The 12674-nt window shown below is 42.7% G+C and carries 13 protein-coding genes; 4 read left to right on the forward strand and 9 right to left on the reverse strand.

The window, feature by feature from the left end; all coding sequences use genetic code 11:
- Positions 1-21: 21 nt before the first annotated feature.
- Positions 22-228, forward strand: a complete 207-nt coding sequence (locus tag TOLA_RS09555) for a hypothetical protein (protein ID WP_148210442.1) — start codon at positions 22-24, stop codon at positions 226-228.
- Positions 229-285: 57 nt separating this feature from the next.
- On the opposite strand, the gene TOLA_RS16905 is transcribed toward TOLA_RS09555, so the two are convergent.
- Together TOLA_RS16905 and TOLA_RS09560 are read right to left on the reverse strand one after the other, a co-directional pair.
- Complete coding sequence (locus TOLA_RS16905) at positions 286-486, reverse strand: winged helix-turn-helix domain-containing protein (protein WP_342606876.1); 201 nt, start codon at positions 484-486, stop codon at positions 286-288.
- Positions 477-1163 (reverse strand): Fic family protein, encoded by a 687-nt coding sequence (locus TOLA_RS09560; RefSeq protein WP_245534207.1) that lies wholly within the window; start codon positions 1161-1163, stop codon positions 477-479. Before TOLA_RS09560 ends, TOLA_RS16905 begins: the two co-directional genes overlap by 10 nt.
- Before the next feature lie 113 nt (positions 1164-1276).
- Here TOLA_RS09560 and TOLA_RS09565 point away from each other — a divergent pair, with 113 nt between their 5' ends.
- Positions 1277-1459, forward strand: a complete 183-nt coding sequence (locus TOLA_RS09565; protein ID WP_015878954.1) for a type II toxin-antitoxin system HicA family toxin — start codon at positions 1277-1279, stop codon at positions 1457-1459.
- A 30-nt stretch (positions 1460-1489) separates the two neighbouring features.
- Complete coding sequence (locus tag TOLA_RS09570) at positions 1490-1924, forward strand: type II toxin-antitoxin system HicB family antitoxin (RefSeq protein WP_015878955.1); 435 nt, start codon at positions 1490-1492, stop codon at positions 1922-1924.
- Between the two features lie 313 nt (positions 1925-2237).
- On the opposite strand, the gene TOLA_RS09575 is transcribed toward TOLA_RS09570, so the two are convergent.
- The 4 genes from TOLA_RS09575 to TOLA_RS09595 all read right to left on the reverse strand — a co-directional run bounded on the left by TOLA_RS09575 (position 2238) and on the right by TOLA_RS09595 (position 6734).
- The gene (locus tag TOLA_RS09575) at positions 2238-3257 is read right to left on the reverse strand and encodes an IS630 family transposase (RefSeq protein ID WP_012729284.1); all 1020 of its coding nucleotides are present in this window, start codon (positions 3255-3257) and stop codon (positions 2238-2240) included.
- Between the two features lie 123 nt (positions 3258-3380).
- A complete protein-coding gene (gene pocR / locus TOLA_RS09580; RefSeq protein ID WP_015878956.1) occupies positions 3381-4280 on the reverse strand; it encodes a transcriptional regulator PocR in 900 nt (299 codons plus the stop codon).
- A 487-nt stretch (positions 4281-4767) separates the two neighbouring features.
- Complete coding sequence (gene gutQ, locus TOLA_RS09590) at positions 4768-5733, reverse strand: arabinose-5-phosphate isomerase GutQ (protein WP_015878958.1); 966 nt, start codon at positions 5731-5733, stop codon at positions 4768-4770.
- 11 nt (positions 5734-5744) lie between these two features.
- Complete coding sequence (locus tag TOLA_RS09595) at positions 5745-6734, reverse strand: Gfo/Idh/MocA family protein (RefSeq protein WP_015878959.1); 990 nt, start codon at positions 6732-6734, stop codon at positions 5745-5747.
- 94 nt (positions 6735-6828) lie between these two features.
- Here TOLA_RS09595 and ppsR point away from each other — a divergent pair, with 94 nt between their 5' ends.
- A complete protein-coding gene (gene ppsR, locus TOLA_RS09600) occupies positions 6829-7650 on the forward strand; it encodes a posphoenolpyruvate synthetase regulatory kinase/phosphorylase PpsR (protein WP_015878960.1) in 822 nt (273 codons plus the stop codon).
- A 66-nt stretch (positions 7651-7716) separates the two neighbouring features.
- Here the strand turns inward: ppsR and fbp are convergent, their stop codons facing one another.
- From fbp to gldA, 3 genes are all read right to left on the reverse strand, one after another.
- A complete protein-coding gene (gene fbp / locus TOLA_RS09605; RefSeq protein ID WP_015878961.1) occupies positions 7717-8727 on the reverse strand; it encodes a class 1 fructose-bisphosphatase in 1011 nt (336 codons plus the stop codon).
- A 62-nt stretch (positions 8728-8789) separates the two neighbouring features.
- The gene (ppsA, locus tag TOLA_RS09610) at positions 8790-11153 is read right to left on the reverse strand and encodes a phosphoenolpyruvate synthase (RefSeq protein WP_015878962.1); all 2364 of its coding nucleotides are present in this window, start codon (positions 11151-11153) and stop codon (positions 8790-8792) included.
- 116 nt (positions 11154-11269) lie between these two features.
- Positions 11270-12376, reverse strand: a complete 1107-nt coding sequence (gene gldA, locus TOLA_RS09615; RefSeq protein WP_015878963.1) for a bifunctional L-1,2-propanediol dehydrogenase/glycerol dehydrogenase — start codon at positions 12374-12376, stop codon at positions 11270-11272.
- Positions 12377-12674: the final 298 nt, after the last annotated feature.

A 12674-nucleotide genomic window follows, 5' to 3' on the forward strand; every position in this document is an offset into this window, starting at 1 on the left:
CAGATATGCGGATTTTTTGTCGTGACAGCTGTATCGAGGGAAATTATCGAACACAACGTTCTCTCGGCGATCCGGCAATTCATGGCCGTTCGAGGTTTGGCGCTCTCGGAAGAAAAAATCAGGATCACCCACACTGATGAAGATTTCGATTTCCTCGGGCAAAACGTACGCAAGTATGGTGGTAAGTTGCTTATCAAACAGGCGCTTTACGCAACCCTGAACGATTAAGAGATCTGTTCCTGAAATGGGGTGACTTTGTGGCAAATAACATTGCCACGAGGGTTCTTATTGGATATGCCAATAACCGCCTTTTTTAGGCCCGTGATATACCAGCTTATTTTGTTTTTTCAGTTTAGCTACTGCTCGCTCGACAGTACTGACTGATTTACCTATGGATCCTGCCACCTCTGAAAGTGTCATATGAGGGTTTTGCTGTAACAACATCAGGATCTGTTCTGGTGTTTTTACCCGCGTTTCTACCCGCATTTTTCCAACACAACATCTGGTTGTGTACTGATAGCTTCCTGTAAACTGTCTTCTATTGCCTGTAGTAGAAACTCAATAAATGCTGAACAGTCGCTTTTCTGATCAGATTCAGTCAGCAGTTGGTAGTAATCCTGCTGTCTATGCTTGATAACTGTTTCAACAGGTAGGTATGCCAGCATCGGTTGCCAGTGACTCAGGATCAGCGTTTGCCATAAACGACCTATACGCCCATTACCATCACTAAATGGATGAATAAATTCGAATTCATAATGGAATGCTGTGGAAGCAATCAACGGATGAGCATCACTGGTTTTGAGCCAATCAAATAAATCAGCCATAAGACGAGGCACCTGACTTTGTGGTGGTGCCATATGCACTAACCTATCCCCTCGATAGATCCCCGCTCCTGTGCTGCACCAATGACCAGCATCATCAACCAGTCCATACATCAGTACGGCATGTGCCGCCAGCATATCGTCCAGTTTATATGGGTTCCACTGATCCAGAGTTTCATATGCCCGGAAAGCGTTACGGACTTCCTGAATTTCCTTTGGCAACCCCAGCACCGTTTTACCTTCAATAACCGCCGTGACCTGTTCCAGGGTTAATGTGTTTTGTCCGACAGCCAATGAAGCCTGAATGGTTTTAATTCGATTGTCTCGCCGTAGCTCAGGCACCACCGGAGCATTGCAATTAATCTTGGAGATATCTTGATAAAGAACTCCTCATTTTCTATGTAACTCTTGCTGTGTGTGTATGCGTGTGTATACTTAGCTTATTAGGAGGAGATATGAAGTCTATCGACCTAATAAAGGAACTCACTGCGGCTGGGTGTGAATTAAAGAGGCATGGTAAAGGTAGTCATCATATCTACTATTCACCTATTACAGGGAAGACATTCCCAGTACCTCATCCGAAAGGTGATATTCCTCTTGGCACTGTGAAATCCATAAAAAAGGCAGCGGGGATTTGATCCCGCTGCCTGCGTCATAAAGGAGGTTATATGTTATTTACCGTTGGCGTCGAATTGCCGAACTCTCCGAAAGAAGCCTTTGGTCTGGTTGCTCCTGCACTTTGCAATGATAACTATGCTTGTTTCAGTGCAGCCGATAATCAGGAAGATATTGCCGTAATGGCACGAGAAGCCATTTTAGGTGTCATTGAGGATATGGCTGAAAACAACATTGACGTTGAATCAATCAAAGATACTGGGGTGCTTAGTTATCGAACAAATCCGGAATATGCGTATTGCACTCTCTGGTGTTTAGTTGAGATTGATCTCACGCCTTATACCGGAAAACAAAAACGAATTAATATCAGCATTCCTGAATCTTTGATCGGCCGTATTGATGCAACGGTAGCATCGTCTCATGGCAAGTACAAAGACCGCAGCCACTTCTTATCTGTAGCAGCCAGAAATCAAATTAATGCCGGATAAAAGTCCTTCCAACAAAGGACTCTTTTTACAATACGGAGTTTGCATCCTCGACAGTGATGGATACGCAAATCATCTGTAACCTCAGCCCTGTCTGACTTTGGACCATATACGCTATGCAGCTCATCTTGGATATATCTTGGTTTAATTTAGCTGTTAGGTATCACACCCAATATGACCACAAGTTCATTCGGCCAGAAAAAGGCGCAATTGCCCCCAACAATCCGCAACCTATGGGACTTTGCGCGCGAAAAACTAGGGAGTGGTGTCACTTTCTCGCTCAAGAGCTAAATAACTGATCCTAATTGTGCTCCACCTATTTATTCTGTGCTGCTATTGCAAACGGGCTGACATGATCTAAAAAATACTTCACCTTTCGCAATAATTCCCACATCGCCCGACATCGGTGGTTTCTGGTGACCATCTCGTGCATTGAGCGCCAGAGTAGTTCAATCCGATTGACCCACGGTGAGTAAACAGGTTGAAACAGTAACTCAAATTTTGGATTGTTCTTGAGCCATACCTGCGTCTTTTGGCTTTTGTGGATCACGTAATTATCAAGGACCAGGATAATTTTCTTCGCCCGACGGTAATGCCGTTTCAGCTTTTCCAGTAGTTGAATAAATAGGTCTGAATCCTTACTCAGCCCTGTGGTGTAAATTACCTTGCCCGTCTGACTATTAAGTGCACCGGCAACATAGTGTTTTTCGTTTTTCCCTGGTGTGGGTATTCGTTTTTGTTGATGACGACGCATCCAATCCGCACCAATTTTAGGATTCAGGTCGATATCTGCTTCATCGACATAAAAAACCGGTTCATTAATAGAGTGACTTTGTAATGCATTGTTTATTAATGCCATTTTCTCATCACGATGTGGGTCACGAATATGGAGTGTCGGCGCAGCTCTACGCCAAACAATGCCCATTTTAGGTAACCAACGGCGGATGGTAGAGGCAGCAATGTTGAGTTCTGGACACATGCGATGAATAAGCGATGCAAAAAGCTCTGAACTCCAACGTGAACGTTGATAACCAAAATCTTCTGGCGAGAACTGAATAAGCAGCTCTAAAATGAGTCGAATTTGTTGGTATGGCAAAGAACAAAATCGTCCGCGTTGTTTACTTTCGAGACCGGAAATACCACATTCCTGATACCAGCTGAGCCAGCGTTGAATAGAAGAACGAGCAGCGGCAGTCAGTTGATGAACCATCGAAACAGTCTGCCCCTGATGCAGCATGAGAATAGCAGTCAGACGCCGGGCATGTTCTTTATCGTTGGTTTTATAAATGATTTTTTCGATGCGTCTGCGTTCGGCGCGAGATAAAACTGGTAACATAGCGGTAACTCGGTTTTGGGCGATTGTTTAGTTTGGCGACGATATGATCGCATAACTAAAACCGAGTTACTCCCACCAAGTGATCTACATTTCGGAACAGTTATTTAGTTCCATCCAAAATAATCAATTGACAGCATCATTGTCCTGCAATGTCTTTCGATACTCTTGAGGTGTGATCTGGAATGACTGGCGGAAAACCTTGCAAAAATAACTTGCTTGAGAGAACCCAAGTTTTTTCGCAATGTCGGCTATCGACCAATCACTGCACTGTAATATTTGTTTCGCATTATTCATTTTCTGTTGTGTTACGTAGGTATTAAATCCAATCCCCAACTGATTTTTAAATAGCTTACTGAAGTAATAAGGGCTCAGATATACGTGACTAGAAACTTCCTCCAGTCGAAGCTCGTCAGAGAAATGAGAATCAATGTATCGCAATGCTTTTTTAATTTTTGCATCGTATATTGTTTCAGATTTTTCCCTTACCAATCTTGGCGTTACAGCATCATAAACCACTATCAAATTAAGATTAATTTTAATGTAAGTATCGACAATTATTTTCAGTAGATTGGCTGCAGAAATTATTTTAGAATAATCCACTAAAGGAATTTTTTCATGTTCTGCAACTAACTCATGGTTTGCTTTCCATGATTGATCCCCTTTGTGGACATTATCCAAAGATACATCATTTTTAATACGTACTTGCCCGCATAAGATAAACCCCATTAGATGCCCAGCAATTACTAGCGGGATTGAAAAATCTGTCAATCCTGCATGGCAACGATAAATACAAGGTTTATCGTATTTTGATGCTTCAAGACCACCACATCGGTCACTCATTTTACAATGTGAATAAAGTGTTGGGTCTGCCCGCATTTTTTTACAAAATTGAGTAAAATTAAAATGAGCAGAGATTTCTTCACCGTAAATATTAACAACCACAACAGCCAAATTCGTAGCATGGGCAAAGTCTAACGTTATTTTATTGATAAGGTCTGAGTCTAATGAACTAACAGAAGTCATGCTAAATTCTCTGCTTTATTGGTTATATTCAGTATCGGATCAAGAAACACGCATCAATACGGGTAAGTTTGTATTTCGCAGTATACAACACTTAATCATAACTATTAATTACACATGCTTGACTCATCAAAAAATGGATATCATTAATAATCAAACATCCAGCATGAAGCTCCCAAAAAAATCATCAAAATTTCACCACTGAACTATCTGCATTCTTCGGGAGCAGCTATTATTTCTTGAACAAGCAAGCTCGGATGTAATATTTAAACATTCCAGCACTATCTTTTTTAACGTTAACTAATACCTTCTTATTCCTCATCAAAACCCATTCATCAAGTATTACATTTGTAAGATTTAGTCCACAACGTTGTAAACACTCTTTAAATAACTGTTCACCTGAAATTTCAGTCAAATATGAATAATCCATCAGTCTTACTCCATTTTGTCCAATAAATTAATACCAACAACTACTATTTGGAAATAAGGCTCATGAAATACCAGCATCATGTAACCGATGTAAATTCAGTACACCAACCAAGATACCATTAGCATCAACCACTGGTGCGGCACTGATTTGATGCTCATGTAATGCGTCTAATGCTTCGCTGGCACGCCAATGGGAAGGAAACCGATACCCTGGGCGAGTCATAGCCTGCTCAAGCTGATTACTTAAAGAGTTTTCTTTAACCAGCCAACGGCGAAGATCACCATCAGTAAATACCCCAACCACATATTTTTCTGCATCACAGACTGCAACTAACCCCATGCCTGTCCGGCTTAGTTCCAGCATTGCTTCCATGACACTGCTGTGTTCATCAACGATAGGTAGTAATTCATCTGTTTGCATAACATCATGGACTCTGTTGAGAAGACGAGCACCTAAGCTACCACCCGGATGTGAGCGGGCAAAATCTTCAGCACCGAATCCGCGCTGACGCATCAGTGCCATGGCTAATGCATCTCCCATCATTAATGTGTTTACAGCACTGGATGTTGGCGCGACACCAATAGGACACGCTTCTCTTTCTACACTAATATCCAGTACACACGTTGCAGCTTTTGCCAGAGGAGAATTTTTATCGCCGGTCATGGCAATCAACGAGATCTGATTCTCTTTGATTAATGGCAATATATATTCCTGTTCTTTGGCCTTTCCCGAATAAGAGATAAAGATGAGGACATCATCAACGCCAATCATTCCCAGATCGCCATGTAAAGCTTCCGCCGGATGAACAAAAAAAGCCGGAGTCCCAGTGCTTGCTAAGGATGCAGCAATTTTCTTGCCAATATGTCCTGATTTTCCTATTCCTGAGACAACAGCTTTACCTTTGCAATTAAGCAATAAATGACATGCAGAAAGAAAATTCTCATCAAGTCGATCAAGAAGACGCTGCGCTTCTTTAATTTCAATTTCTAATGTTTCTTTTGCGTAGGATAAAAGATCTTCATTCATTGTTTTTGTACTCAGGAAATTTTGTCTGCCGGAAAAATCAGTCCAATTTTCTTTCTGATATGCTGCATCACATCGGAAACCTTCAACATCAAAGAATAACTATTCAAGGTAGATTCCGTTCCACCGGATTCAATTGTATGTATAAACTCATTCAACTCATATATCATCGGAGTGGGCGACTGAGGTACAGAAATATCTTCTTCACTTCCATCACGATATATTATTTTCACTGAATTCAACTGAGAAATATGGTCAATTATTATGGAACCATTTTCACCTTGAATCTCAGACGGCACCCTCATATCAGTAATTTTTGAGTAAGTAACTGAGGCTGTTAAATCTTTATACTCCAGCAATGCAGTGCCAAGACCATCCACACCACTACTTAACATAACAGCACTTGCACTGAGGTTTGATGGCAACCCAAATAAGTCAATGACAGGGTAAAGTGCGTACACACCAATATCCATAAGTGCCCCATTGGATAACTCAGGTTTAAATGCATTCATGACTTCTCCCGACTTAAATCGGTCATATCGGGACGAGTATTGGCAATAATGGCTGGATACATGCCGGACTTTACCAATCTTGTGAAGATTTAATTTAATTGAAAGATAATTTGGCAGTGAACAGGTTTTCATTGCTTCCATCAATAGAACGCCATTTTCCATTGCGGTTTGCACTATCAACTTAGCCTCATGAAAATTAGAACACAGAGGCTTTTCACACAAAACATGTTTCTTGTTTTTTAAGAACAAACAGGTTTGTTCACAATGTAATGAATTAGGGCTGGCAATATATACCGCATCTATGTGTGGCGAACGAGCCATTTCATTAAGATCATCAAACACATATTCAGCACCATACTTATCAGCGAACTCTTTTGCTTTATCAAGAGATCTGGAATATACAGACGTCAATTGAAAACCTGTTGCAAGTTTAGCAGCAAATAAAAGTGCTTCAGTAATATTACTGGTACCGATGACTCCGAATTTTAACATATTGGCTCCATTAAAATTAAAAAAACATTTACAAACACACACAAGATCATCTTAAATTAAAACATCACAGGCCAACCATAGAGCACCAGAAAAAATGAAAAGAAATGTTTTTTATATTTCCGATGGCACAGCGATCACGGCTGAGGCCTTAGGGCATGCCGTACTATCTCAATTTAATATAGAACCTGAATTCCATACTATTCCATTTGTCGATAACGACTCAAAAGCAATGGATGTATGCCATAAAATTGATACCGCATATACTCAAACAGGTGTAAAACCTATCGTTTTTTACTCGATCGTTTCTCCAGAAATAAAGAATTTAATTAATAATAGTCAAGGGTTATGCCTTGATGTAGTCCAATCACTAATCGCTCCTTTGCAACAAGAGTTGAATATCAGCCCTGTTGCATCTGCTAAACGCAGACCCTATGGTTTAACTGAAAACAATATGATCAAATACGATGCACGCATCGCTGCTATTGATTACACCTTAGCCCATGACGATGGTATCTCACTGCGCAACTTAGAGTTAGCTCAGGTTATTTTGCTTGGTGTTTCAAGAGCAGGAAAAACACCAACCAGTTTATATCTGGCGCTCCAGTTTGGAGTTTATGCAGTAAATTACCCTTTCGTTTCTGACGATATGAATAATTTAAAGATACCACCGGCCATATTGCCTTATAAAAATAAGTTGTTTGGATTAACCATTGATCCTGAAAGACTTTCTGCCATCCGACAAGAAAGAAAAGGAAACAGTAATTACGCTTCTTTACGACAATGTCGAATGGAAGTTTCCGAAGTCGAAGCACTTTACAGAAAGCTCCAAATTCCCTACCTCAATACAACTAATTACTCTGTTGAAGAAATAACGGCAAGATTAATGGAAACCATGAGTCTTCAACGACAACGATAAAAAAGCCACCGTATCTCAGTAGAGGGTCGATACGGTGGTACACGACGCTTTCACTTCGCCCTGAGTTTACGAATCGAAAGCCACTAACAACTGCCCTAACTTATCAACCATATGTGCAGAACCAATATAAAATGGGGTTCTTTGATGTAATTCCATTGGTGATAAATCAAGTATCCGCTGATATCCATTTGTTGCTTTCCCGCCAGCCTGTTCAACGATAAAGGCCAGAGGATTACCTTCATAAAGCAACCGTAATTTTCCGTTTGGTGCATTTGTGCCTGATGGATATAGGAAGATCCCGCCTTTCAACATGTTACGATGAAAATCGGCAACCAACGATCCGATATAACGCGAGGTATAGGGCCGATTATCTGTTTCATCGATCGCCTGACAAAACTTCAGGTACTGTTTGACACCTGCAGGAAACTTGAAATAGTTACCTTCATTTACTGAATAAATGTGACCCTGTTGAGGTATTGAAATATTTGGATAAGAAAGACAAAAACACCCGATAGAGGGATCGAGCGTAAATCCGTTAACGCCCTGCCCCGTCGAATAAACCAGCATGGTTGAAGAACCATAAATGATATAGCCCGCAGCAACCTGATGACGACCGGGTTGTAAAAAATCCGCTTTAGTCACGGGGGTGCCAATCGGTGAAACCCGGTGATAAATAGAGAATAACGTGCCGACAGATACGCCGACATCAATATTCGAAGAGCCATCCAGTGGGTCTATCAGCACAACATATTTCGCTGTTTTGCCATTAACCGGTTCAAATGCGACATAATCATCATCTTCTTCCGAAGCCATGCCACAGACTTCACCGCAAGCAGCCAACGATTGTTTGAACTTGTCATTCGCAAACAGATCTAATTTTTGTTGTGCTTCCCCCTGGATATTATCGATACCGGTAGCACCAATAATATTACCAAGACCCGCCTGGTTAATTTGCCAACTGATAACTTTGGCCGCATGCTGAATAGAGGTCAAAAGTGCACTTAAATCCCCGGTAGCATGAGGGAAATCAGCCTGTTTTTCGATAATGAAGTCGTATACCGACATACCCGTTTGCATGTATTGCTCCGTGATTGCTTATTGAGACAGCCCGTCATAGATTTGACGGGCCATAACCCAAATTAATGTGCAGATTGATCTGACAGCCATAACCAGGTTTGTACAACGGTATCCGGGTTCAACGATAAGCTGTCGATCCCTTCTTTACGCAGCCAGTCTGCGAAATCAGGATGATCGGAAGGGCCCTGACCACAGATCCCGACATATTTACCTTGTGCTTTCGCAGCTTTAATAGCCATCGATAGCAACGCTTTTACCGCATCGTTACGTTCATCGAACAACTCAGATACCAAACCAGAGTCACGATCTAAACCAAGAGTCAGCTGGGTCATATCGTTTGAACCGATGGAAAAACCATCAAAATGAGCCAGGAACTGATCTGCCAACAATGCATTGGATGGGATCTCGCACATCATGATGATTTTGAGACCATTTTCTCCGCGCTTCAGCCCTTCACGTTCCAACTGGGCAACAACCGCTTCCGCCTGCGCAACGGTCCGGACAAACGGCACCATCAGTTCAACATTGGTGAGGCCCATGGTATTGCGGACGCGTTTGACCGCTTCACACTCCAGCGCGAAACAGTCATGGAAATCCGGTGATACATAACGCCCGGCACCACGGAATCCCAGCATCGGGTTTTCTTCGTGTGGCTCATAATGCTCACCACCGACCAGATTAGCGTATTCATTCGACTTGAAATCAGACAGACGAACAATGACGCGTTTAGGCCAGAACGCAGCTGCCAGCGTGGAAATACCTTCCGCGAGTTTGCTGATGTAAAATTCAACCGGATCGTCATACCCCACCATCCGATCACGGATTTCCAGCTGAAGATCTTCATCAAGCTGATCGAACTCAAGCAGTGCTTTCGGATGCACGCCAATCATGCGATTGATGATAAATTCCAGGCGAGCAAGACCCACACCATCATTCGGTAAGCGGGAAAAATCGAATGCACGATCAGGATTGCCGATATTCATCATGATTTTCAGCGGAAGGATAGGCATGGCATCCACTTGCAACTTACGCACGGTGAAATCCTGCAAATCACGGTATACATAACCGGTATCACCTTCGGCACAAGAGACGGTGACATTTTGGCCTTCTTCTAAAACGTCAGTTGCATTGCCACACCCCACTACCGCAGGAATACCTAATTCACGCGCAATAATGGCAGCATGACATGTTCTTCCGCCACGGTTAGTCACAATGGCAGAAGCACGTTTCATGATCGGTTCCCAATCAGGATCCGTCATATCTGTGACAAGAACATCACCTGGTTGCACTTGATCCATCTGGCTGATGCTATTGATAATTTTTACTGGGCCAGCACCGATACGCTGACCAATGGCCCGACCCTCAATCAATACTTCACCCTGTGAATTTAACTGGAAACGTTCCATCGTCTGTTCATTAGAACGAACCGTTTCCGGACGTGCCTGAACGATATAGAGCTTGCCGGTATGACCATCTTTGGCCCATTCAATGTCCATCGGACGGCCATAATGCTCTTCAATTAGCAAAGCCTGATGGGCTAACTGGTGTATTTCGCTGTCCGTAATGGAGAATTTGTTGGCCAATTCGTCAGGGACATCTTCGATTTCGACCTGCTTACCGTGTTCCTGGCTATTTGCATACACCATCCGGATCTTTTTCGACCCGATAGTTCTGCGAACAATGGCCGGTTTGCCATTTTTCAATGTCGGTTTATGCACATAAAATTCATCCGGATTGACGGCACCCTGAACGACCATCTCCCCCAGACCATAAGCAGAAGTGATAAACACGACCTGATCGAAACCGGATTCAGTATCCAGAGTAAACATAACGCCTGATGCTGCTAAGTCAGAACGAACCATGCGTTGTACACCGGCAGAGATCGACACACCTTCATGGTCATATCCCTGATGGGCGCGGTAAGAAATAGCCCGGTCATTGAACAATGACGCGAACACATGCTTCACCGCGATCATGATGGCATCAATACCCTGCACGTTCAGGTAGGTTTCCTGCTGACCCGCAAAGGAAGCATCCGGCATATCTTCTGCTGTTGCAGAAGAACGTACCGCAAATGAAGCATCTTGTTGGCCATCAGCAAGTTGGGCATACGCTTTATAAATATCCGCTTCTAATGCAGGTTGAAACGGACTTTCTACAATCCATCCACGGATCTGCTTACCGGCATTGGATAACGCATTAATATCTTCTACATCAATGCGCCCGACCAGTTGATATATTTTCCGGTGAATATCGTTGTATTCCAGAAAATCATTAAAGGCTTGAGCGGTGGTCGCAAAACCATTAGGTACAGAAACCCCTAATGAGGTCAAATTAGTGATCATTTCACCCAGGGAGGCATTTTTGCCACCCACGCGTTCAACATCATGCATGTTGAGTTCGTTGTACCAAAGTACGTTAGCCACATCGTTCTCCCAATAAACAGCTTTTGCGACTTTCGGGCAGGAATAAACCTCAGCGTCCTGCCGGGTTTATTCCTGATTGATATAGAAGTTAATTAGCCAGGATTGGCTAATTAATATTATTTAGTGTTTTGCTTAATATAATCCTGGCCATATTGGTCAGCGGCAATCATTGCGGCATAGACTTTAGTGGCTGTAACTTTAAATGGCATAGAGTGAATAGTTTCACCTTCTGCACACGCCGCTTCAGCAGCAGCACGCATTTTCTCTTCGATACCTTCCTTGATATCCAGCTGCGCCAGGGTAATTGGCAAACCAACACGGGTGCACAGCGCACACACGGTATCTAATTCAGCTTTAGGGGCATTTTCCAGGATCAACTGAACTAATGTGCCGAATGCTACTTTTTCGCCGTGGTAGAAATGATGCGCATCCGGAATAACAGTCAGACCGTTGTGAACAGCATGTGCCGCAGCAAGACCACCACTTTCAAAACCGACACCGCTCAGATAGGTATTGGCTTCAATGATGCGTTCAACCGCTTCGGTCACCACTTTTTTCTGTACAGCTAGCATCGCTTTATGGCCTTCAGCCAGCAGGGTATCGAAACAAAGACGCGCCAGGCTCATCGCAGCTTCAGTAGATTCACCGCCCGCCATGGTGGTAGCACGGCTTTGGTAACAGGCCCGGGCTTCAAAATAAGTGGCCATGGCATCACCAATACCGGCAGCCAATAATCGAGCAGGTGCACCGGCAACAATTTCGGTATCAACCAAAACCACATTCGGGTTACAAGGCAGGATCAAATAGGATTCAAATTCACCGGTATCAGTATAAATAACGGATAAAGCACTGCATGGCGCATCGGTAGAAGCGATAGTTGGTGCAATGACAACCGGCACTTTAGCGTAATAAGCAACCGCTTTAGCGGTATCCAACGTTTTACCACCACCAACACCCACAACACCGTCACAGTTTTCATTTTGCAGGATAGTGATCAGACGATTTACTTCATTGCGGCTGCATTCGCCTTTGAATTTTTCGATAACGAAATCTGTTGCGCTTTCTTTGAAGCTGGCAGTCACTTTGCCTTCGATTAACCCCAGAACAAACGCATCAGAAATAACCAACAGCTTTTTAGCAAATGGGGCTGCATATTGGCCGACACGAGAGATAACACCAGCACCTTGAACATACTTACCAGGGGATTGAATGATCTTATCCATAATAAATCCTTAATTTAGTGTGAGAATGATGCTTCGCCCCTTTGAAAGGGAAAGGAGTGAAAACTTGGAAAACAAAGAAAATTATTTATTACAACTAAACTTGCGAATAAATTAATGATTAAAGAAAGACATTACAATCGCACAATAATGACAATTACTGGATAAATGTAAACTGGACAGAAATCACCAGACTTATTCACAAAAAATACCTATATATCAATACATTACAATTTAAAAAGATCTCATAAACGCAACACGGATCACACTAAACACCAAGCAATACAAATCTCCAGTAAAC

Origin of the sequence: Tolumonas auensis DSM 9187 (assembly GCF_000023065.1) — a bacterium.
Classification (GTDB): Bacteria; Pseudomonadota; Gammaproteobacteria; order Enterobacterales; family Aeromonadaceae; genus Tolumonas; species Tolumonas auensis.